20 protein-coding genes and 2 pseudogenes are annotated in these 20,662 nt (G+C 57.9%); 16 read left to right on the forward strand and 6 right to left on the reverse strand.

What is annotated here, in order from left to right; all coding sequences use genetic code 11:
• Positions 1–125: 125 nt before the first annotated feature.
• The 4 genes from DD597_RS19575 to DD597_RS19590 all read left to right on the forward strand — a co-directional run bounded on the left by DD597_RS19575 (position 126) and on the right by DD597_RS19590 (position 3,844).
• Positions 126–1,748: an alpha-glucoside-specific PTS transporter subunit IIBC gene (locus tag DD597_RS19575; RefSeq protein ID WP_061856897.1), complete on the forward strand. Its 1,623-nt coding sequence runs from the start codon at positions 126–128 to the stop codon at positions 1,746–1,748.
• Complete coding sequence (locus DD597_RS19580) at positions 1,745–3,067, forward strand: 6-phospho-alpha-glucosidase (protein WP_003861082.1); 1,323 nt, start codon at positions 1,745–1,747, stop codon at positions 3,065–3,067. The genes DD597_RS19575 and DD597_RS19580 overlap by 4 nt, the downstream gene beginning before the upstream one ends.
• A 92-nt stretch (positions 3,068–3,159) precedes the next feature.
• Positions 3,160–3,507: a YidH family protein gene (locus tag DD597_RS19585; RefSeq protein WP_003861080.1), complete on the forward strand. Its 348-nt coding sequence runs from the start codon at positions 3,160–3,162 to the stop codon at positions 3,505–3,507.
• Positions 3,497–3,844 (forward strand): DUF202 domain-containing protein, encoded by a 348-nt coding sequence (locus tag DD597_RS19590; protein WP_003861078.1) that lies wholly within the window; start codon positions 3,497–3,499, stop codon positions 3,842–3,844. Before DD597_RS19585 ends, DD597_RS19590 begins: the two co-directional genes overlap by 11 nt.
• Before the next feature lie 32 nt (positions 3,845–3,876).
• Here DD597_RS19590 and dsdA read toward each other — a convergent pair whose 3' ends face one another.
• Entirely contained in the window at positions 3,877–5,163 is a 1,287-nt protein-coding gene (dsdA, locus tag DD597_RS19595; RefSeq protein ID WP_022650093.1) for a D-serine ammonia-lyase, read from the reverse strand.
• A gap of 17 nt (positions 5,164–5,180) precedes the next feature.
• Positions 5,181–6,518: a D-serine transporter DsdX gene (gene dsdX / locus DD597_RS19600; RefSeq protein ID WP_129256522.1), complete on the reverse strand. Its 1,338-nt coding sequence runs from the start codon at positions 6,516–6,518 to the stop codon at positions 5,181–5,183.
• Positions 6,519–6,722: 204 nt separating this feature from the next.
• On the opposite strand from dsdX, the gene dsdC reads away from it, so the two are divergent.
• Both dsdC and DD597_RS19610 read left to right on the forward strand, forming a co-directional pair.
• Positions 6,723–7,649, forward strand: a complete 927-nt coding sequence (gene dsdC, locus DD597_RS19605; RefSeq protein ID WP_048241919.1) for a DNA-binding transcriptional regulator DsdC — start codon at positions 6,723–6,725, stop codon at positions 7,647–7,649.
• Positions 7,650–7,733: 84 nt separating this feature from the next.
• Positions 7,734–8,819, forward strand: a pseudogene (locus DD597_RS19610) (cellulase family glycosylhydrolase); the annotation flags it as partial.
• Here DD597_RS19610 and emrD read toward each other — a convergent pair.
• The 4 genes from emrD to tisB form a co-directional block, all read right to left on the reverse strand.
• Positions 8,725–9,909, reverse strand: coding sequence for a multidrug efflux MFS transporter EmrD (gene emrD, locus DD597_RS19615; RefSeq protein ID WP_003861070.1), 1,185 nt, complete (start codon positions 9,907–9,909; stop codon positions 8,725–8,727). The pseudogene DD597_RS19610 and the gene emrD overlap by 95 nt on opposite strands.
• A 175-nt stretch (positions 9,910–10,084) precedes the next feature.
• Entirely contained in the window at positions 10,085–10,918 is an 834-nt protein-coding gene (locus DD597_RS19620) for a DMT family transporter (RefSeq protein ID WP_023323922.1), read from the reverse strand.
• 62 nt (positions 10,919–10,980) lie between these two features.
• Complete coding sequence (locus DD597_RS19625) at positions 10,981–11,427, reverse strand: GNAT family N-acetyltransferase (RefSeq protein ID WP_129256523.1); 447 nt, start codon at positions 11,425–11,427, stop codon at positions 10,981–10,983.
• 64 nt (positions 11,428–11,491) lie between these two features.
• Positions 11,492–11,581, reverse strand: a complete 90-nt coding sequence (gene tisB, locus DD597_RS19630; protein ID WP_022646551.1) for a type I toxin-antitoxin system toxin TisB — start codon at positions 11,579–11,581, stop codon at positions 11,492–11,494.
• A gap of 486 nt (positions 11,582–12,067) precedes the next feature.
• Here tisB and DD597_RS19635 point away from each other — a divergent pair, with 486 nt between their 5' ends.
• The 10 genes and pseudogenes from DD597_RS19635 to DD597_RS19680 form a co-directional block, all read left to right on the forward strand.
• Complete coding sequence (locus DD597_RS19635) at positions 12,068–12,382, forward strand: type II toxin-antitoxin system HigB family toxin (RefSeq protein ID WP_023302825.1); 315 nt, start codon at positions 12,068–12,070, stop codon at positions 12,380–12,382.
• Positions 12,379–12,822 (forward strand): type II toxin-antitoxin system HigA family antitoxin, encoded by a 444-nt coding sequence (locus DD597_RS19640; RefSeq protein ID WP_127350064.1) that lies wholly within the window; start codon positions 12,379–12,381, stop codon positions 12,820–12,822. The genes DD597_RS19635 and DD597_RS19640 overlap by 4 nt, the downstream gene beginning before the upstream one ends.
• 100 nt (positions 12,823–12,922) lie before the next feature.
• The gene (gene ivbL, locus DD597_RS19645) at positions 12,923–13,021 is read left to right on the forward strand and encodes an ilvB operon leader peptide IvbL (protein ID WP_057979964.1); all 99 of its coding nucleotides are present in this window, start codon (positions 12,923–12,925) and stop codon (positions 13,019–13,021) included.
• Positions 13,022–13,250: 229 nt separating this feature from the next.
• Positions 13,251–14,939 carry an acetolactate synthase large subunit gene (ilvB, locus tag DD597_RS19650; protein WP_058658994.1) on the forward strand — a complete coding sequence of 563 codons (1,689 nt, stop codon included), beginning with the start codon at positions 13,251–13,253 and terminating at the stop codon, positions 14,937–14,939.
• 3 nt (positions 14,940–14,942) lie between these two features.
• Positions 14,943–15,230, forward strand: coding sequence for an acetolactate synthase small subunit (gene ilvN, locus DD597_RS19655; protein WP_003861055.1), 288 nt, complete (start codon positions 14,943–14,945; stop codon positions 15,228–15,230).
• Positions 15,231–15,312: 82 nt separating this feature from the next.
• Entirely contained in the window at positions 15,313–15,906 is a 594-nt protein-coding gene (gene uhpA / locus DD597_RS19660; RefSeq protein ID WP_003861054.1) for a transcriptional regulator UhpA, read from the forward strand.
• Positions 15,903–17,408, forward strand: coding sequence for a signal transduction histidine-protein kinase/phosphatase UhpB (gene uhpB / locus DD597_RS19665; RefSeq protein ID WP_045336028.1), 1,506 nt, complete (start codon positions 15,903–15,905; stop codon positions 17,406–17,408). Before uhpA ends, uhpB begins: the two co-directional genes overlap by 4 nt.
• A complete protein-coding gene (locus tag DD597_RS19670) occupies positions 17,401–18,711 on the forward strand; it encodes an MFS transporter (RefSeq protein ID WP_129256524.1) in 1,311 nt (436 codons plus the stop codon). The genes uhpB and DD597_RS19670 overlap by 8 nt, the downstream gene beginning before the upstream one ends.
• Positions 18,712–18,843: 132 nt before the next feature.
• Complete coding sequence (gene uhpT, locus DD597_RS19675; protein WP_023315092.1) at positions 18,844–20,235, forward strand: hexose-6-phosphate:phosphate antiporter; 1,392 nt, start codon at positions 18,844–18,846, stop codon at positions 20,233–20,235.
• 150 nt (positions 20,236–20,385) lie between these two features.
• Positions 20,386–20,662, forward strand: a pseudogene (locus DD597_RS19680) (type VI secretion system tip protein VgrG); the annotation flags it as partial.

A 20,662-nucleotide genomic window follows, 5' to 3' on the forward strand; every position in this document is an offset into this window, starting at 1 on the left:
AATGCGATCACGAATCGCAGCGGCACGCCATGTTCCCGCATCAGTAACTTCTTATGCTCACCTCAGGCCAGTAAAAAACCATAAAGGCCTCTATCCCCTACAGGTTGTTTCATGAGGATTTAAAAATGCTCAGTCAAATACAACGTTTTGGCGGCGCCATGTTCACCCCGGTTTTGCTGTTTCCCTTTGCCGGGATCGTGGTTGGGATCGCCATCATGCTTCGCAATCCGCTGTTTGTCGGTGAGGCCTTAACCGCGCCTGATAATCTGTTCGCGCAAATTGTTCACATCATCGAAGAGGGCGGCTGGGCGGTGTTCCGTAATATGCCGCTGATTTTTGCTGTCGGCTTACCGATTGGCCTGGCAAAGCAGGCGCAGGGCCGCGCCTGTCTGGCGGTGCTGATTAGCTTCCTGACCTGGAACTATTTTATCAATGCGATGGGGATGACCTGGGGTCACTTCTTTGGCGTCGACTTCTCTGCTGAACCCACTGCCGGCAGCGGGCTGGCGATGATTGCCGGAATCAAAACGCTTGATACCAGCATCATCGGGGCGATTATCATTTCCGGGCTCGTCACCGCCATCCACAACCGATTTTTCGACAAGCCGTTGCCGGTCTTTCTGGGGATTTTCCAGGGCACCTCGTTTGTCGTTATCCTCGCGTTCTTCGTCATGATCCCCTGCGCCTGGCTGACGCTGCTGGGCTGGCCGAAAGTGCAGATGGGCATTGAGTCGTTGCAGGCCTTTCTACGTACCGCTGGCGCGCTGGGCGTATGGGTTTATACCTTCCTGGAACGCATTCTGATCCCAACCGGATTACACCACTTTGTCTACGGCCCGTTTATCTTCGGCCCGGCTGCGGTAGAAGGCGGCATTCAGGTCTACTGGGCACAGCACCTTCAGGAATTCAGCCAGAGCACTGTGCCGCTTAAAACGCTGTTCCCGGAGGGCGGATTCGCGCTGCACGGCAACTCTAAGGTGTTTGGCTCAGTCGGTATTGCGTTGGCTATCTGGTATACCGCGTCACCGGAGAACCGCGTCAAAGTGGCAGGTCTGCTGATCCCGGCCACGCTTACCGCCGTGCTGGTGGGCATTACCGAACCGCTGGAGTTCACCTTCCTGTTTGTCTCGCCGTTGCTGTTTGCCATCCACGCCGTGCTGGCCGCAACGATGGCGACGGTGATGTATATCTTCGGGGTGGTGGGGAACATGGGCGGCGGTCTGCTGGACCAGTTCCTGCCGCAAAACTGGATCCCGATGTTCCATAACCACGCCTCGACGGTATTCACCCAGATTGGCATCGGCCTCTGCTTCACCGGGATCTACTTCGTGGTCTTCAGAACGCTTATCGAACGTCTGAATCTCAAAACGCCGGGCCGGGAAGAGAGCGAAATCAAGCTCTACAGCAAGGCCGACTATAAGGCCGCTCGTGGGCAAACCACCGCCCCGGCGGCAGCCAGCCAGCAGGTCGGACAGGCCGCTGGGTTCTTACAGGCGCTCGGCGGCGCAGCGAATATCGAAAGTATCAATAACTGCGCCACCCGCCTGCGTATCGCCCTGGTGGATATGACGAAAACCCAAAGCGATGACGTATTCAAAGCCCTGGGCGCACACGGTGTGGTGCGGCGCGGCAACGGCATACAGGTGATTGTCGGTCTGCACGTTCCTCAGGTGCGCGACCAGCTGGAATCGCTGATGAAAACCCCTTTAACAAACGAACAAACCACTCTGACAGAGGCTATATCATGAAAAAATTCTCAGTTGTTATTGCAGGCGGCGGCAGTACATTCACGCCTGGTATCGTCCTGATGCTGTTAGCCAACCGTGACCGTTTCCCGCTGCGTGCGCTGAAGTTCTATGACAATGACGGAGCACGTCAGGAGATCATCGCCGAGGCGTGTAAAATCATCCTTAAGGAGCAGGCGCCGGAGATTGAATTTAGTTACACCACCGATCCTGAAGCGGCCTTTACCGATGTGGATTTCGTGATGGCGCATATTCGCGTTGGCAAATATCCCATGCGTGAAAAAGATGAAAAAATCCCGCTGCGCCACGGCGTGCTGGGCCAGGAAACGTGCGGGCCGGGCGGCATCTCCTACGGCATGCGCTCCATCGGCGGCGTGCTGGAGCTGGTGGATTACATGGAGCAGTACTCCCCGAACGCGTGGATGTTGAACTACTCCAACCCGGCGGCGATTGTCGCGGAAGCCACGCGCCGCCTGCGTCCGAACGCGAAAATTCTCAACATCTGCGACATGCCGATCGGCATTGAAGGACGTATGGCGCAAATCGTCGGCCTGAAAGACCGCAAAGAGATGCGCGTGCGCTACTACGGTCTGAACCACTTCGGCTGGTGGACGTCGATTGAAGATCAGAACGGCAACGATCTGATGCCGAAGCTGCGCGAATACGTGGCGAAAAACGGTTATGTTCCGCCTTCGGAAGATGTGCATACTGAAGCGAGCTGGAACGATACCTTCGCCAAGGCCAAAGACGTACAGGCGCTGGATCCGGACACCATGCCGAACACCTACCTGAAGTATTACCTGTTCCCGGACTATGTGGTCGCCCATTCCAATCCGGAGCGTACCCGCGCCAATGAAGTGATGGATCACCGTGAGAAGCATGTATTCAGTTCATGTCGGGCGATTATCGAAGCCGGTCATTCTTCTGCCGGTGAACTGGAAATTGACGAACATGCGTCGTACATCGTCGATCTGGCGACCGCGATTGCCTTTAACACCCAGGAACGCATGCTGCTGATTGTGCCTAACAATGGGGCTATCCATAACTTTGATGCTGACGCGATGGTAGAAATCCCTTGTCTGGTCGGCCACAACGGACCGGAGCCGCTGACCGTGGGTGATATTCCGCACTTCCAGAAAGGACTCATGAGCCAGCAGGTGGCGGTGGAAAAACTGGTGGTGGACGCCTGGGAGCAGCGCTCGTATCAGAAACTCTGGCAGGCGATTACCCTGTCGAAAACCGTACCGAGCGCATCGGTGGCGAAGGCGATTCTGGACGATCTGATTGAAGCGAATAAAGATTACTGGCCAGAGCTGCACTAATCTTTCTGACCGGCATCGCCTGATGCCGGTCTCCTTGTCGTGGCTGAATTACGCTATGCTGAAGCCTGCATGCAGCACGACAAGGAACTTTCATGAACATTTCCCGCCTCGGTGAAGCACCGGACTACCGCTTCTCACTGGCTAACGAACGCACGTTCTTAGCGTGGATCCGCACCGCCCTGGGCTTTCTGGCCGCAGGCGTCGGCCTTGATCAGCTCGCCCCCGATTTTGCCACCCCGTTGATTCGCGAAGTGCTGGCCCTGCTGCTGTGCCTGATTGCCGGCGTGCTGGCGATTTATGGCTATCTGCGCTGGCTGAGAAATGAAAAGGCGATGCGTCTGAAGCAGGATCTCCCCTACACGCGCGGCTTGCTCATTATCAGTACGATTTTGCTGATGGTTGCGGGCGTAGTGATGTTACTGGTGCTGTATGCCGGATAGCCGCAAAGCGCGGCGGGAAGCGGACCCCGGCCTTCAGCCAGAGCGAACCTCGCTGGCCTGGCTGCGCACGCTGCTGGGGTATGGCGCGCTGATCGCTCTTGCCATTAAGCACAACTGGCACCGCACGGGGGCGCCATTCTGGATCTCCATTGTTGTGCTGGCGCTGGTAGCCATCATTTTATGGCGCTACACCCGCAGCCGTAACCTGATGGACGTGGCGCAGAACGACTTTGCGCAGCCGAAAGCGGTGCGGGATAAGTTCCTCATCGCCCTGGCCGTGCTGTCGTTGTCACTGCTGTTTGCGGTAACCCACATTCAACAAATTTTGCACCTGTAGGCCGGGTAAGGCGCAGCCGCCACCCGGCATAATTACTTCCCTTTCGCTAAATATTTCGCCATCTCGTCTTCCGGCACCATGCCGCCGCCGGTCGCCCACACCAGGTGGGTAACGTTCTCATCGGCATCGACGCGCAGCGGCCCGGCCATCCCCGCCAGCGCCGACGGCTCCAGGCGAATCCTTTCCTCCTGCGCCAGCCAGCCGAGCATGTCGTACATGCTTTGATCGGAGAGGGTATAGAACCCGTCGAGCAGGCGCTCCATCGCGCGGCCCACGAAGCCGGAGGCACGTCCTACCGCCAGACCGTCCGCCGCCGTCACGTTGTCGATACCCAGATCCTGCACGGCGATTTCATCGTGCAGCCCGGTATAAACGCCCAGCAGCATGCACGGTGAGTGCGTTGGCTCCGCAAAGAAGCAGTGGACGTTATCGCCAAAGGCCAGCTTCAGGCCAAACGCCACGCCGCCGGGACCACCGCCGACGCCGCACGGCAGGTAGACGTACAGAGGATGATCGGCATCCACCACGCGGCCCTGTTCGATAAACTGCGCCTTCAGGCGCTCGCCAGCAACCGCATAGCCCAGGAACAGCGTGCGTGAGTTCTCATCGTCAATAAAGAAGCAGTTCGGATCGCTTTCCGCCGCTTTGCGTCCCTGCTCTACCGCCACGCCGTAATCCTGCTCATATTCCACGACGATCACGCCGTGGCTGCGCAGTTTGGCTTTCTTCCACTCGCGGGCGTCGGCGGACATATGCACCGTCACCTTAAAGCCAATGCGTGCGCTCATAATGCCGATGGACATCCCCAGATTGCCGGTTGAGCCCACCGCGATGCTGTACTGGCTGAAGAAGTCCTTAAAGCGCGGCTCCAGCAGAACGCTGTAGTCGTCTTCAACGCTCAGCAACCCGGCTTCCAGCGCCAGTTTCTCCGCATGGGTCAGCACCTCATAGATGCCGCCGCGCGCTTTGATCGAGCCGGAAATCGGCAGATGGCTGTCTTTTTTCAGCAGCAGCGTGCCTGTAACAGGCTTCGCAGATTCTTTCTCCAGCCGCGCCTGCATCGCCGGGATCGCGACCAGGTCGGATTCGATAATCCCGCCCGTTGCCGCCGTTTCCGGGAACGCTTTCGCCAGATACGGCGCGAAGCGTTTCAGGCGCGCGTGCGCGTCGTCTACGTCGGCTTTCGTCAGCCCGACATACGGCAATCCTTCCGCCAGCGTCGTGGTGCGCGGGTTAAGCCAGGTGGTTTCTTTCAGGGCAATCAGATCCTCAACCAGAGGAAACTGTGCGGTTAAAGTAGTGATAGTTGCGTTTTCCATAATACGTCTCTTCGCGCTCAGATAATGAAAGAAAGCAGGAATGTGCCGCCAGGTGCAAGCACCGAGGCGATAAACGTCGCCGTCGTATAGTATTTGAAGGTCTCATTCAGGGTCGCGCCGCAGTACTGCTTAACCAGCCAGAAGAGAGAATCGGTCACGATCGTGCAGCCAATAGCGCCGGACCCGATGGCAATGGTGATGATCTCCGGGCTTACGTTCGGGTAGAGCGGCAGCATCGGCGCCACTATCGCCGTGGCACCCATCATCGCTACCGTTGCCGAACCCACGGCGGCGTGCAGCACCAGTGCCACCAGCCAGGCGAGAAGGATAGGGTGCATATGCAGGTTCGAGAGAATATGCGCCAGCGTCTCCGCCAGACCACTGATTTTAAGGATGGCGTTGAACGCCCCGCCCGCACCGATAATCAGCAAAATGTTGGCGATAGAGCCAAAGCCGTGCTCCGTATGGATCAGCATTGCGCCCATGCCCATGTGCTGGCGGATCCCCAGCAGGTAGTAGGCGACAAACACGGCGATAAACATCGCGGTGATGGGGTTGCCGATAAACTCCAGCAGGGTATACAGCGAGCCTTCTTTTGCCATGTTCAGCTCGGCAATGGTTTTCACCAGCATCAGGGCAATCGGCAGCAGCACGGTGAACAGCGTGGCGCCCAGCGACGGCAGAGTGTGCTCTTCCCGCACCTTCAGGTCTGAAAATTCCGCCGGAACCGGCTTATAGGGCAGATGGTTGCCGAGCAGCTTCAGGAACAGCGGGCCACCAACCAGAGACGCCATCAGGCCCACCATCAGACCGTAGACAATCACCGTCCCGACGTCCGCCCCTAATTTGTTGGTGACAAATAGTGCGGCCGGATGCGGAGGCACCACGCAGTGCACTGCCATTAGTGCGGTACAGAGCGGAATGGCCAGCTTGAGTAGCGACGTGTTGGTCTTTTTGGCGATGGAAAACGCCAGCGGGATCAGCAGTACCACGCCCACTTCAACAAACAGCGTAATGCCGCAGATCAGGCCGACCAGGACCATAATCACGTCCGCCGACAGCCAGCGGCAGCGCTGCAACGTAATCCCGATGCGCTCTGCCGCGCCGGAGACTTCCATCATTTTGCCGAGAATAGTGCCAAGACCGATAACCGCCGCCAGGAAGCCCAGCGTACCGCCAATCCCGCTCTCAATGGCGTTAACCATATCCAGCGGGCTCATTCCCATCATCGCGCCAACGAAAAAGCTTGCCAGCAGCAGCGCGAGGAACGGGTGAAACTTCAGTTTTACGATGGTTAAAACAATCAACACGATGCTGACAAGCAGCGTTGCCACAACCCAGACCTGAGATCCCATATCTCACCTCACCCTTATGTCATCTGGGGGTATTGGACGAAAAAACGGCGTGGGCTGACAAACGATATAAATTGGCGTTCAGATGAGCCAGATTGGATCAACTGAGTGACTGGACTCTAAAAGGCGCACTTATTTTGCCGCTGGTTCACATAAATTCATTCTTGAGCGGTATGCTGAACGCAGAAATTACGTGTGGGAATTGTGATGACCGATGCGAATGAAGGCAGAAACCGGCTTTTAAACGGCTGGCAGCTGTCGAAAATGTACACCTTTGAAGTGGCTGCCCGGCATGAGTCCTTCGCCCTGGCGGCGGCGGAGCTGTCGCTCAGCCCCAGCGCGGTGAGCCACCGCATTAACCTGCTGGAAGAGGAGCTGGGCATTCAGCTGTTTGTCCGCTCACACCGTAAAGTGGAGCTGACGCAGGAAGGCAAGCGCGTTTACTGGACGCTGAAATCGTCCCTCGACACCCTGAATCAGGAGATCCTGGACATTAAAAACCAGGCGCTGTCAGGTACGCTAACGGTGTACTCCCGGCCCTCGATCGCCCAGTGCTGGCTGGTGCCGATGCTGGGGGATTTTACCCGCCGCTACCCGTCGATTTCACTTACTATTCTGACTGGTAATGATTACGTCAACATGCAGCGAACCGGCATCGATCTGGCGCTCTATTTCGACGATACGCCGCCAAACCACCTTTCTCATCACTTTTTGATGGATGAAGAGATTTTGCCCGTCTGCTCGCCAGCGTATGCCCGGGAGCATGAACTGCTGAAAAACCCCCATAACCTCAGCCACTGCACGTTACTGCACGACCGTCAGGCCTGGAGCAATGATTCCGGTACGGATGAGTGGCTGAGCTGGGCGCAGCATTACGCGGTGAATATGCCGTTATCATCGGGTATTGGCTTCGATCGTTCTGATTTAGCCATTATCGCGGCCATGAGTAATGTCGGGGTGGCGATGGGGAGAAAGCGGCTGGTGCAAAAACGTCTCGAACGGGGGGAGTTGATCGCACCCTTTGATGGGGAAACCCTCAAGTGCCATCAGCATTATTACGTCTCAACGCTTCCCGGCCGTCAGTGGCCGAAAATTGACGCCTTTATCGGCTGGCTAAGAGAGCTGGCGGGTTGAAGAATTATTACGCTTTCGCTCTACACCAAATGTGAAAAAGCGTGCTAAATACAGGTAATGCTTTTGATTTTTCCAGGGTAAACCGTGTTAAAGCCTTTTATTGCCACTGCGATCTTACTCTCTTCCGGCTGGGCGACTGCCGCTGAGCCGCCGCTGACGGCTGCCCGTTACGCGCAGATGCTGGGCGTCGGGATGGATGTGGACTGGGCACGCACCGAGCGCGGCATACGCGAATTCGACCCGCTGGTGGTCCGTGATTTTCAGGCGAAAGGCATACACCATGTACGTATTCGGGTGGCGGGCGAACCGACGGAAGCGCGGCTGATTCACCTGCGTAAGCTGGTGGAGGCATGCGAGCAATACGGCGTCATCCCCATCATCGCTTATCAGGCCGATGAATATAAAAACGACCCGAAAGCGGATACCGAAAAAGAGGTGATTAACTGGTGGATTGCCGTGGCGCACTATTTTGGTCAGCGCTCGCCGTTGCTGGGCTTTGACCTGATCTACGAACCGGCGGACAAGCTCAACCACAACGTTGCTTCGCTCAACCGGGTGTATGAGAAAGCGATCAAAGACATTCACGCCATTGATGCCAGCCGCATGATTTTTATCGCCCCTCGTCTGCGCGCCGCGCCGGAGGATTTATCCACCCTGAAGCTGCCCGCGCACAGCCAGAATTACCTGCTGGCGGAGTGGCATATTTTCCCCTGGGGTCCGCTGAAAACGAACGGTAAATACCCGTGGACGTCCGGAACTGCGGCTGAGAAAGCGGCTATCCGTAACCGAATTAACGCCGCGCTGCACTGGCAACAAAAAACCGGGCATGTGAGCTGGGTTGGCGGCTGGGGGGTGGGCGAATCGAAAAGCCTGACGCCAACTGCCTCGCAGATGGCGTTTGCCACGTTTATGGCGTGCGAGATGCAACATGCCAACATCCCGTATGCGATAAACGCCGATGTTCAGTTTTATGACGGGGAAGAGGGGGCGTGGCGGCCTGCCCCAGAGCGGCTATTGCAGGCGATGATTGCGCCCGTCTGTGAAAAGCCCGGCGAGAAGCCGGGCCATCATGCGGTTAAACCGGCTGTTCGTGATGCGAGACACGCGACGCCAGCGGCAGCCAGCACAGCAAAATCAGCAGCCCCATCAGGGTCATCAGCAAGCCTAAACTCGCCTGCCCGGTCTGCGGCATCATAGCCGAAAGCCAGGCCAGCGCGCCGGAACCGATGTTCTGCAAACCGCCCACCAGCGCGCCTGCCGTGCCTGCGAGGAACGGGAACGGCTCCATCGCGCCGCTGGTGGCGAGGGGAAACAGCATGCCCGCGCCGAAGAAGAACAGCGCTGCCGGGATGAGCAACGTCCAGACCGACATCACGTCAAACAGCCCCGGGATCCACATCATCAGCCCGGCCAGCAGACAGCTGATCACCGACTGCCACATCAGGGTGGAGAAACGCTTGTTCGGACGTCCGGCGAACCATGCGCCGAAGAACGCCGCCGGGATCGGCAGAATAAACAGAATACTCACCACCATACTGCTCAGGCCAAGGCCCGCGCCCAGCAGCACGCCGGAACAGGCTTCAAACACCGCAATGCCCGCCAGGCCGCCGATTAGCATCAACAGATAACAGGTAAAGGACCCATTACCGAACAGCGTTTTGTAGCTGGCGATGAGCTTCGTGCGCGGCGCGTCTTTTGGGCGGGTTTCCGGCATCCAGCGCCCCATGCTGAAGGTGACAATAATGCACAGCACCAGCAGGAAGGCATAACAGGCGCGCCAGGACCAGACGGTGTCCAGCAGACCCCCAATCAGCGGGGCCAGCAGCGGGCTGACCAGAATACCCATATTTAACAGACTGTTGGCGTGGCGAAGCTGTGTGCCCTGGTACATATCACGCGGCAGGGTACGCGCCATAACCCCGCCGACGCCGGTGCCCACACCCTGAAGGGCGCTGGCGGCAATCAGGACGGTCAGGCTGTGAGTGGTTATGGCGATCATCGTCGCTACCATGAAAATGCTCATGCCCACCAGAATGACCGGACGACGCCCGACGCGATCGGACAGGGGACCATAAACCAGCTGTGAAACGCCATAGGTTAGCAGATAGGCTGCCATCACGCTCTGGACTGCACCTTCGCGGACGCTCAGATCTTTTGCCATATCGGCAATCGCCGGAATGTAGATGGTTTGCGCCATCTGCCCGACGGCCACCAGTAACACCAGCATCAACAATAAGTTCACGTTCCGTTGCTTTTTCATGTCGCTGAATACTTTTGCCAAAAGAGATAAATGAAGAATAAGTAACTATGCATTCCCATAAATGCGCGAGGAATCTACCACAGAGAGATGACAATTTAAGCATTACTGTGATGAATGAAAGAAGACGTGAAGGCAGGATTTGTAAACAAGATCGGCAACTAATGTTGCCAGCGAATTACGCCAGGCGCAGCAGGATCGCACCGGCAGCAATACCCAGTGCCGCCGCGATGCGCAGGCCGGCAACCTTCTCTTTTAAAAGCACAAATGCGATTAATGCGCCGAAGAGAATAGAGGTTTCACGCAGTGCGGCGACCACAGCCAGCGGTGCCTGGGTCATCGCCCAGAGTGCCAGACCGTAAGATCCCATCGTCCCGACGCCGCCGAGCAGCCCTTTTTTCCAGTGCAGGCGCAGATAGCTGGACGCTTCGCGACGCCGCGCCACCATTGCCCAGCTCAGCAGACAGAAACCGTTCATGAAGAAGGTCCAGAGCGTGTAGCCCAGCGCAGTGTCCGAGAGTCGCACACCGGTGCCGTCCACCAGGGTATACCCGGCGATAAAACAGGCGTTCAGCAGCGCCAGCCAGATCCCCTTGCGTGACTGCATGCGGCCGTTCATCGCCATCGCCAGAATCGACAGACAAATGACCCCGATGCCGGACCACGCAAGCCAGGAGAGATGATCCCCGAGCACCATTACGCTGATCAGCGCCACCAGCAGAGGGGCCGTCCCGCGCATAAGGGGGTAGGTCTGGCTCATGTCGGAGACCTGATAAGTTTTTGCCACCAGTACCGTGTACACCACCTGTAACGCACAGGAGACGAACAAATATGGCCAGCTTGCGGCAGTTGGCTGAGGAGAGAAGGGCAGTAAAATCAGGGCAATAAGCGCGGCTGAACCGCTGACGCCGATCGCCGAGTAGAGTTTATCCGTTCCGGCTTTAACGATGGCGTTCCAGCTGGCATGCAGCAGTGCGGCGAACAGTAAAATGCAGAAAACGGTGATGGTCATGGCGTATCGGTTGGTGAAATGTCATCCAACTGTAACATTCACCCGTCGATGCTGCCAGCCGCTTACACTGCGCAAAAAAGGCGGTGCGTCACCCGGGGTTCGTCTGACACCAGCCTGAAGCCCGCCCGATGGTAAAATCCGTACGCGGTTTCCGGCGCATGGGTATTAAGAAAATCAAACCAGATGCTGGCATCCGCCATCACCACGGTCAAAAGTTGTGTGCCAATGCCCTGTCCACGGCACTTTTCGCTGACGTAGAGATGACGAATACGTCCGGCGCGCGGCTGCTGGCTGAACGGATCGCGGTTGAGGCCGCACACGCCCACCAGCCTGCCGTTAAGAAACGCCCCCAGCAGCTTTTCACCCGGCGCGTTAAAGCGATTCTCACCGCGCTGCCAGTTCTCTTCCAGCCTGCGCAGCATATTGAAATTCAACGCGATACTCTCGGCCTTCAGGGCGATATAGCCCGGTTCATCAGGCGTAACAGGCTCAATTAACAGACGCGACATAGCATTCCCTCGTTATTAAAGAGGGGCGGTTGCCCGCCCCTCTCAGGTGCGACTTGAACCTGAATCACTTAACGTATTTCAGGACAGCATCAAGCAGTTGCAATACAGCAACAATGAGTTTGAGGACAAGTATGACCATATCCACGACGCTCATACGCGTCTCCTTTTGGTTAAAAGGAGCACGATGCTGGCGTACCTTTCCGCCGCCTGTGGCCAGCACCTGGATTGACGTAACACAGTGTGCTCACTTCAGGGGTTAAGGCACTGACGGCACCACCCGTTTCAGCCAGGACTTCGTTGCGCCGGTAAACTGCGGCCCCCTCGCTCACTGCGAACACCCTCAGTATAGATAAATACTGTATGCATGAACAGTATTTTATGGACAAATTTTGGAAGGCGATCCATACTCAAAAACGTCAAAATCCGTGCCGGAATTGCGCGTTCGTCTTCAATCGCGTATACTTTTCGCGTTGACGTAACACAGTGTGTTCTGCGGCGACCAACCGCAAAACCCTGATAAAAACCTCGCTTAGGCGGGGTTTTTTGTTTTCTGACGAAGTGAAAATAGTACCCTTCGTTGACTTATTGGCAACAGGTGTTATCGTTGCCATAATGGCAATGGACGCGGCAGGCAAGCAGGATGCATTTAATCTCAATGAAGGCAATTTTGGATGCGGTAAGCCAGTTCCCGCAACACAGAGAAGAGCTTCTCTTTTTAGGACGAGTTATTGAAAAGAGCCACTGCCCGACGCCCGCTGCACTGAGAAAACTTTTCCCAACGCTGGATAACTTCAAGTATCTTGATAAGCATTATGTTATTGATATTGCAAATAACAATCTCAGAGTAGTGGCTCTCATCTTCTTTGAAAGCCAAAAGTTTTATGTGCGCCATGTTTTTACTCATAAGGAATATGACCGTTTTACGGAGAAACATCGCACTAAGGGGAAGAAATGATGATCGTCGCTGATGCAATGAAAGCTACGCACGCCCTTGTTGCGGCCGTTCCTTTACTGGGTGAACAGCCGAGCGAGAAAGATTATAAGGATGCGCTTGAGCTGGTTGAGTATCTCCTTATGAACGAGCCCAATAGCCCCTTGCTGGATATTGTGTGCGCCAGAATTAGCCGTTACGAAGCTAATCGGCCAGAGATAGTCGCATTACGCAAGGAGATGGAGTCTGTTCCTGTCGGAATTGCAGTTTTAAGAACATTGATGGATCAATACAATCTGACGATATCGGATTTTCAGGATGAAATTGGTAGTAAATCGATGGTTTCACGGGTTCTGAATGGTCAGAGACAGCTTACCCTGAACCATATTAAAAAGCTGGCGGTCAGATTTGGGGTATCACCTGCGCTATTTATTGAGTGTCACCACCCAACAAACGAAACGTGATCCCTGACGCATTTTTGCGCAGATGAAAATATTTCCATTGTCACATCCGAAAACCTGTGTTTGTATAAATTCAATCAATGATTCCAAACACAGGTCCCCAATGACTTCATCCATCTTCACTTCGACCCTACTAAAAACTGCGCAACCTGCCGCAGTGGTCGTCGTGCGTGTGGTGGTGGTCGTCGGCAATGCGCCGTAGGGACTGGATCAACACACGAATCCAAAACCCCGCCGGCGCAAACCGGGCGGGGTTTTTCGTTTAGGACCCCTCCCGGATACGCTAAGTAGTTCGGGTTGCAGGAAGGCGGCAAGTGAGCGAATCCCCAGGAGCGTACATAGGTACGTGACTGGGGTGAGGGAACGCAGCCAACGCATCTGCAACCTGAACTACGACGCGTAAAGCTGGCTCAGAAGAAAAGGACTGGAGCATGGCAAGTTCGGGCACAACATCCACCAAGACGCGTTTTACCGGCGCGCAGCTGATCGTTCATCTGCTGGAGCGACAGGGCATCACCACGGTTGCGGGCATCCCTGGCGGCACGGTGCTGCCGCTGTATGATGCGTTAAGCCAAAGCACACAGATCCGCCACGTGCTGGCGCGCCACGAGCAGGGCGCAGGCTTTATCGCCCAGGGCATGGCGCGTACCCAGGGTAAACCGGCGGTCTGTATGGCCTGTAGCGGGCCGGGCGCCACTAACCTGGTGACCGCCATCGCCGACGCGCGTCTCGACTCCATTCCGCTGATCTGCATTACCGGCCAGGTGCCGTCCTCGATGATCGGCACCGATGCGTTCCAGGAAGTCGATACCTACGGCATCTCTATCCCCATCACCAAACATAACTATTTAGTTCGCGATATCAGCGAGCTGCCTCAGGTTATCAGCGATGCGTTCCGCATTGCGCAGTCTGGCCGCCCGGGCCCGGTGTGGATAGACATTCCTAAGGATGTCCAGACCGCAGAGATCGAGATCGACATTCTGCCGGAGCCGGGCGAGCGTGCCTCCGCGCCGGAGTTCAGCGCTGAGAGCGTGCGCGATGCGGCGGCAATGATCAACGCCGCCAAACGCCCGGTGCTGTATCTGGGCGGCGGGGCGATCAACGCCGCGGATGAAATCCGCCAGTTTGCGGAAAAAGCCAACCTGCCGACCACCATGACCCTGATGGCGCTGGGTATGCTGCCCAAAGCGCATCCATTGTCTTTAGGGATGCTGGGCATGCACGGCGCGCGCAGCACCAACTACATCCTGCAAGAGGCGGATTTGCTGATAGTTATGGGGGCGCGTTTTGATGACCGGGCGATTGGCAAAACCGAGCAGTTCTGCCCGAACGCCAAAATCATTCACGTGGATATCGACCGCGCCGAGCTGGGTAAAATCAAGCAGCCGCACGTGGCGATCCAGGGCGACGTGGCCGAGGTGCTGGCGCAGCTGATCCCGCAGACGGTGGCAACCGACCGCGCCGACTGGCGCCAGCTGGTGGCCGATCTGCAACGCGAGTTCCCGGGCGCTATCCCAACCGAGGGCGACCCGCTGAGCCACTATGGTCTTATCAACGCTGTTGCCGCCTGCGTGGATGACAGCGCGATTATCACCACCGACGTCGGCCAGCATCAGATGTGGACTGCCCAGGCGTATCCGCTGAACCGCCCGCGCCAGTGGCTGACCTCCGGCGGCCTTGGCACCATGGGCTTCGGCCTGCCCGCAGCGGTTGGCGCGGCGCTCGCCAACCCGGACCGTAAGGTGATCTGCTTCTCCGGTGACGGCAGCCTGATGATGAATATTCAGGAGATGGCGACGGCGGCCGAAAACCAGTTAGACGTCAAAATCATTCTGATGAACAACGAGGCGCTGGGTCTGGTACACCAGCAGCAGAGCCTGTTCTATAAGCAGGGCGTGTTTGCGGCGACCTATCCGGGGATGATCAACTTCATGCAGATTGCCGCTGGTTTTGGCCTGCACACCTGCGATCTGAACGCCGAAGAAGATGCCCACGCGGCGTTGCAGGATGCGATTTCTCGCCCTGGCCCGGCGTTGATCCACGTGCGTATCGACCCTGAACAAAAAGTGTATCCGATGGTGCCGCCGGGTGCGGCAAATACTGAGATGGTGGGAGAATAAGCCATGCAGAAACAACATGATAACGTCATTCTGGAACTCACCGTCCGCAACCACCCTGGCGTCATGACCCACGTCTGCGGGCTGTTTGCCCGCCGGGCATTTAACGTGGAAGGCATTCTCTGCCTGCCGATTCAGGGCAGCGAGCACAGCCGCATCTGGCTACTGGTCAACGACGACCAGCGTCTGGAGCAGATGATAGCGCAGATCGACAAGCTGGAAGACGTCACCAACGTGGCGCGCAACCAGTCCGATCCCACCATGTTTAACAAAATTGCGGTGTTCTTCGAATAGATCGCTTAAGGTAAGCGTCTTTCGCTCTTGTAGGCCGGATAAGCGCAGCGCCATCCGGCTTTTTCAGACCGCAGGAACACACATGACCACCATCGCCCTTATCGACGACCACCTTATCGTCCGCTCTGGCTTTGCCCAGCTTCTCAACCTCGAACCGGATTTCCAGGTCGTGGCCGAGTTTGGCTCCGGTCGCGAGGCGCTGGCGGGCCTGCCGGGGCGCGGGGTGCAGGTCTGTATCTGCGATATCTCAATGCCGGATCTCTCCGGGCTTGAGCTGTTAAGCCAGCTGCCGAAAGGAATGGCGACCATTATGCTCTCGGTCCACGACAGCCCGGCGCTGGTCGAGCAGGCGCTCAACGCGGGGGCGCGCGGGTTCCTCTCAAAACGCTGTAGCCCGGATGAGCTGATCGCCGCCGTGCGCACCGTCTCCACCGGCGGCTGCTACCTGACGCCGGATATCGCCATCAAGCTGGCGGCGGGACGGCAGGATCCACTCACCAGACGCGAGCGTCAGGTGGCAGAGAAACTTGCCCAGGGCATGTCGGTGAAAGAGATTGCCGTAGAGCTGGGATTGTCGCCAAAGACCGTTCACGTTCATCGCGCCAACCTGATGGAAAAACTCAACGTCAGTAACGATGTCGAGCTGGCGCGCCGTATGTTTGACAGCTGGCAATGAACTCCCTTTTTTCGCGGCTGATCGCCGTTGTCGCCAGCTTTTTTATTTTCTCCGCCGCGTGGTTCTGCCTGTGGAGTATCAGCCTGCATCTGGTGGAACGCCCGGAGCTGGCGGTGCTGCTGTTCCCCTTTGGCCTGCGTCTGGGGCTGATGCTGCAATGCCCGCGCGGCTACTGGCCGGTGCTGCTGGGCGCAGAGTGGCTGATGCTGATCTGGCTGGCGCAGGAAGTGGCGCTGGCGCATCTGCCGTTATTGATGACCGGAAGCCTGCTCACGCTTATCCCGGTCGCCCTGATTTCCCGCTACCGTCACCAGCGCGACTGGCGCACGCTGCTGCGTCAGGGGGCGGCGCTAATTGCCGCCGCGCTGTTGCAGTCCCTGCCGTGGGTGGGTGAAAAGGAGGTGCTTAACGCCCTGCTGCTGACCCTTACCGGCGGCCTGACGCTGGCCCCGACCTGCCTTGTGATCTGGCATTATCTTACAAGCACTGTCTGGCAGCCGCTCGGCCCGGCGCTGGTCTCCCAGCCGGTGAACTGGCGCGCCCGGCATCTCATCTGGTATCTGCTGCTGTTTGTGGTGAGCCTGTGGCTCCAGCTTGGTCTCCCCGCTGAATTATCACGCTTCACGCCGTTTTGTCTGGCGCTGCCGATCATCGCCCTTGCCTGGCACTACGGCTGGCAGGGCGCATTGATCGCCACGCTGATGAACGCCATCGCGCTGATTGCCAGCCAGACCTGGCACGATCATCCGGTAGATTTACTGCTTTCCCTGCTGGCCCAGAGCCTGACCGGGTTGCTGCTCGGCGCGGGCATACAGCGCCTGCGCGAGCTGAACCAGTCCTTGCAAAACGAGCTGGCGCGCAACCGCCGTCTGGCGGAGCGTCTGCTGGAGACGGAAGAGAGCGTGCGGCAAGAGGTTGCCCGCGAGCTGCACGACGACATCGGCCAGACCATCACCGCCATCCGTACCCAGGCGGGCATTGTTCAGCGCCTGGCGGCAGAAAACGCGGGCGTGAAGCAGGGCGGGGCGCATATCGAACAGCTTTCGCTGGGCGTCTATGATTCCGTTCGTCGCCTGTTAGGGCGGCTGCGCCCGCGCCAGCTTGACGATCTCTCCCTGGAGCAGGCGGTACGCTCTCTGATGCGCGAGATGGAGCTGGAAAGCCGCGGCATTGTCAGCCATCTCGACTGGCGCATTAGCGAACCTGCGCTGAGCGAAGGCCAGCGCGTAACCCTGTTCCGCGTCTGTCAGGAGGGGCTGAACAATATCGTCAAACATGCCAGTGCCAGCGCGGTCACGATCCAGGGCTGGCAGCAGGACGAGCGCCTGATGCTGGTGATTGAAGACGACGGCTGCGGCCTGCCGCCGGGCTCCGGGCAGCAGGGCTTTGGCCTGGCGGGCATGCGCGAGCGCGTAAAGGCGCTTGGCGGCACGCTGAGCCTCTCCTGCACCCACGGGACGCGCGTCAGCGTCAGTTTGCCGTTAAGGACGCATCATGTTTAAAACCCCCGCCAGCGTCGCCCCGCTAAGCAACAAAGCGGAAATCGACTCCCGCTACCGCTACTGGCGTCGCCATATCCTGATTACCATCTGGCTCGGCTACGCGCTGTTCTACTTTACCCGCAAAAGCTTCAACGCCGCCGCGCCTGAAATTCTCGCCAGCGGCGTGATGACCCGCACCGATATCGGCCTGCTGGCGACGCTGTTTTATATCACCTACGGCCTGTCGAAGTTCTTCTCCGGCATCGTCAGCGATCGCTCCAACGCGCGTTATTTTATGGGCGTCGGGCTGATTGCCACCGGCGTGGTGAATATTCTGTTTGGCTTCTCCACCTCGCTCTGGGCCTTCGCCCTGCTGTGGGCGCTGAACGCCTTTTTCCAGGGCTGGGGCGCGCCGGTCTGCGCCCGCCTGCTGACCGCCTGGTACTCACGCAACGAGCGTGGCGGCTGGTGGGCGATATGGAACACCGCGCATAACGTCGGCGGGGCGCTGATCCCGATGGTGGTGGGTGCCGCGGCGCTGCACTACGGCTGGCGCGCGGGGATGATGATTGCCGGTGGCCTGGCGATTATTGCCGGGCTGTTCCTCTGCTGGCGCCTGCGCGACAGGCCGCAAACCGTCGGCCTTCCACCGGTGGGCGACTGGCGGCACGACGAGATGGAGATCGCCCAGCAGCAGGAAGGGGCCGGGCTGTCCCGCCAGGAGATCCTCACCAAATACGTGCTGAAAAACCCCTACATCTGGCTGCTGTCGCTCTGCTACGTGCTGGTCTACGTGGTGCGCGCGGCCATCAACGACTGGGGCAATCTGTACATGTCCGAGACGCTCGGCGTGGATCTGGTGACCGCCAACTCGGCGGTGACCATGTTTGAACTGGGCGGGTTTATCGGCGCGCTGGTGGCGGGCTGGGGCTCGGACAAGCTGTTCAACGGCAACCGCGGCCCGATGAACCTGATTTTTGCCGCCGGGATCTTGCTCTCCGTCGGCTCACTATGGTTGATGCCGTTCGCCAGCTACGTGATGCAGGCGGCGTGCTTCTTCACCATCGGATTTTTCGTCTTTGGCCCGCAGATGCTGATCGGCATGGCGGCGGCGGAGTGTTCCCACAAAGAGGCGGCCGGCGCGGCGACGGGCTTTGTCGGGCTGTTTGCCTATCTTGGCGCATCGCTCTCCGGCTGGCCGCTGGCGCGGGTGATCGACATCTGGCACTGGAGCGGGTTCTTCGCGGTGATCGCCATCGCGGCGGGCATCTCCGCCCTGCTTTTACTGCCGTTTTTGCACGCGCAGGCGCCGCGCGAAGCGTGACGCGCCTCACCTTTTGCTGCCGAGACGCGCAAAACTAAGAAATTTTCCCGGTTTCACCTGGACGCTGTCTCAGGCATCTCTCCTGGCTGGTTTTTACAATGCTGCAAAAATCAGCTCAGGAGTAAACCAACCATGCTGGCCTTCTTAAACCAGGTGCGCAAGCCGACCCTGGATCTGCCGCTCGACGTGCGGCGCAAGATGTGGTTCAAACCGTTCATGCAGTCTTATCTGGTGGTCTTCATCGGCTACCTGACCATGTATCTGATCCGCAAAAACTTTAACATCGCGCAGAACGACATGATCTCGACCTACGGGCTGAGCATGACGCAGCTGGGGATGATTGGCCTGGGCTTCTCCATTACGTACGGCGTGGGGAAAACCGTTGTCTCGTACTATGCAGACGGCAAAAACACCAAGCAGTTCCTGCCGTTTATGCTGATCCTCTCCGCCATCTGTATGCTCGGCTTCAGCGCCAGCATGGGCGCGGGTTCCGTTAGCCTGTTCCTGATGATCGCCTTCTACGCCCTGAGCGGTTTCTTCCAGAGTACCGGCGGGTCGTGCAGCTATTCCACCATTACCAAATGGACCCCGCGCCGCAAGCGTGGTTCCTACCTCGGCATGTGGAACATCTCCCACAACCTCGGCGGGGCGGGCGCGGCTGGCGTAGCGCTGTTCGGCGCAAACTACCTGTTCGACGGCCATGTGATCGGCATGTTTATCTTCCCGTCGATTATCGCCCTGATCGTCGGCTTTATCGGCCTTCGCTACGGCAGCGACTCCCCGGAATCGTACGGCCTCGGCAAAGCCGAAGAGCTGTTCGGCGAGGAGATCAGCGAAGAGGACAAAGAGACCGAAGAGAACGAGATGACCAAATGGCAGATCTTTGTTGAGTACGTGCTGAAAAACAAAGTGATTTGGCTGCTCTGCTTCTCAAACATCTTCCTCTACGTGGTGCGTATCGGCATTGACCAGTGGTCAACCGTGTATGCTTTCCAGGAGCTGAAGCTTTCTAAAGAGGTGGCGATTCAGGGCTTCACCCTGTTCGAAGTGGGCGCGCTGGTCGGCACGCTGCTGTGGGGCTGGCTCTCCGACCTCGCCAACGGCCGTCGCGCGCTGGTGGCCTGCATCGCGCTGGCGCTGATTATCGCCACGCTCGGCGTTTACCAGCACGCCAGCAACCAGTACGTTTACCTGGCGTCCCTGTTCGCGCTCGGCTTCCTGGTGTTCGGTCCGCAGCTGCTGATCGGCGTGGCGGCGGTTGGCTTTGTCCCGAAAAAAGCGATCGGCGCCGCCGATGGGATTAAGGGCACCTTCGCCTACCTGATCGGCGACAGCTTCGCCAAGCTGGGCTTGGGCATGATCGCTGACGGCACGCCGATTTTCGGCCTCACCGGCTGGGCGGGCACCTTCGCGGCGCTGGATGCGGCAGCGATCGGCTGTATCGTCCTGATGGCGATGGTAGCGGTGCTGGAAGAACGTAAAATTCGCCGTGAGAATCGTGCGCAGAAATTAAAAGTAGCCTGAGTGTGCAGGTAACTTCTTTGCCCGGTGTGTGATGCCGGGCTTTTTTCTTAAAAAAAGACCATCCTTATTCGAATCAAAGATTTGTATTTACCCCGTTATCTCAACATGCAAACATTCTGATTTAACCACATTTTAAATAAGGTCTTTGTTATGGATAACTGGCTGGCGCTCTTCGACGGACAGATCCGTTACACCCTGGACATTACGGACTCCCGCGTCACGCCCGACGTGCTGCGTTTTAAGGGCCGCGAGGCGCTCAGCGAGCCCTTCCGCTGGACCATCGACTTCACCACCCCGCAGAATAATCTCGCCCCCGAAGAGGTACTGATGAAGTACGCCACCCTGCGCATGCGCAGCGGGAAGGCAGTGCACGGCATCATCACCCGTCTGGAGTGGCTTTTCACCACTGCCGACCAGTCGCATTACC

Source organism: Enterobacter cloacae complex sp. 677-3DZ2D5B (assembly GCF_004136695.1).
GTDB lineage: Bacteria > Pseudomonadota > Gammaproteobacteria > Enterobacterales > Enterobacteriaceae > Enterobacter > Enterobacter hormaechei_C.

What these genes read in the sequence shown, in the direction of transcription:
- DD597_RS19575 (WP_061856897.1), top strand. Translation starts at nt 126, where the DNA reads ATGCTCAGTCAAATACAACGTTTTGGCGGCGCCATGTTCACCCCGGTT.
- DD597_RS19580 (WP_003861082.1), top strand. Translation starts at nt 1,745, where the DNA reads ATGAAAAAATTCTCAGTTGTTATTGCAGGCGGCGGCAGTACATTCACG.
- DD597_RS19585 (WP_003861080.1), top strand. Translation starts at nt 3,160, where the DNA reads ATGAACATTTCCCGCCTCGGTGAAGCACCGGACTACCGCTTCTCACTG.
- DD597_RS19590 (WP_003861078.1), top strand. Translation starts at nt 3,497, where the DNA reads ATGCCGGATAGCCGCAAAGCGCGGCGGGAAGCGGACCCCGGCCTTCAG.
- dsdA (WP_022650093.1), bottom strand. Translation starts at nt 5,163, where the DNA reads ATGGAAAACGCAACTATCACTACTTTAACCGCACAGTTTCCTCTGGTT.
- dsdX (WP_129256522.1), bottom strand. Translation starts at nt 6,518, where the DNA reads ATGGGATCTCAGGTCTGGGTTGTGGCAACGCTGCTTGTCAGCATCGTG.
- dsdC (WP_048241919.1), top strand. Translation starts at nt 6,723, where the DNA reads ATGACCGATGCGAATGAAGGCAGAAACCGGCTTTTAAACGGCTGGCAG.
- emrD (WP_003861070.1), bottom strand. Translation starts at nt 9,909, where the DNA reads ATGAAAAAGCAACGGAACGTGAACTTATTGTTGATGCTGGTGTTACTG.
- DD597_RS19620 (WP_023323922.1), bottom strand. Translation starts at nt 10,918, where the DNA reads ATGACCATCACCGTTTTCTGCATTTTACTGTTCGCCGCACTGCTGCAT.
- DD597_RS19625 (WP_129256523.1), bottom strand. Translation starts at nt 11,427, where the DNA reads ATGTCGCGTCTGTTAATTGAGCCTGTTACGCCTGATGAACCGGGCTAT.
- tisB (WP_022646551.1), bottom strand. Translation starts at nt 11,581, where the DNA reads ATGAGCGTCGTGGATATGGTCATACTTGTCCTCAAACTCATTGTTGCT.
- DD597_RS19635 (WP_023302825.1), top strand. Translation starts at nt 12,068, where the DNA reads ATGCATTTAATCTCAATGAAGGCAATTTTGGATGCGGTAAGCCAGTTC.
- DD597_RS19640 (WP_127350064.1), top strand. Translation starts at nt 12,379, where the DNA reads ATGATGATCGTCGCTGATGCAATGAAAGCTACGCACGCCCTTGTTGCG.
- ivbL (WP_057979964.1), top strand. Translation starts at nt 12,923, where the DNA reads ATGACTTCATCCATCTTCACTTCGACCCTACTAAAAACTGCGCAACCT.
- ilvB (WP_058658994.1), top strand. Translation starts at nt 13,251, where the DNA reads ATGGCAAGTTCGGGCACAACATCCACCAAGACGCGTTTTACCGGCGCG.
- ilvN (WP_003861055.1), top strand. Translation starts at nt 14,943, where the DNA reads ATGCAGAAACAACATGATAACGTCATTCTGGAACTCACCGTCCGCAAC.
- uhpA (WP_003861054.1), top strand. Translation starts at nt 15,313, where the DNA reads ATGACCACCATCGCCCTTATCGACGACCACCTTATCGTCCGCTCTGGC.
- uhpB (WP_045336028.1), top strand. Translation starts at nt 15,903, where the DNA reads ATGAACTCCCTTTTTTCGCGGCTGATCGCCGTTGTCGCCAGCTTTTTT.
- DD597_RS19670 (WP_129256524.1), top strand. Translation starts at nt 17,401, where the DNA reads ATGTTTAAAACCCCCGCCAGCGTCGCCCCGCTAAGCAACAAAGCGGAA.
- uhpT (WP_023315092.1), top strand. Translation starts at nt 18,844, where the DNA reads ATGCTGGCCTTCTTAAACCAGGTGCGCAAGCCGACCCTGGATCTGCCG.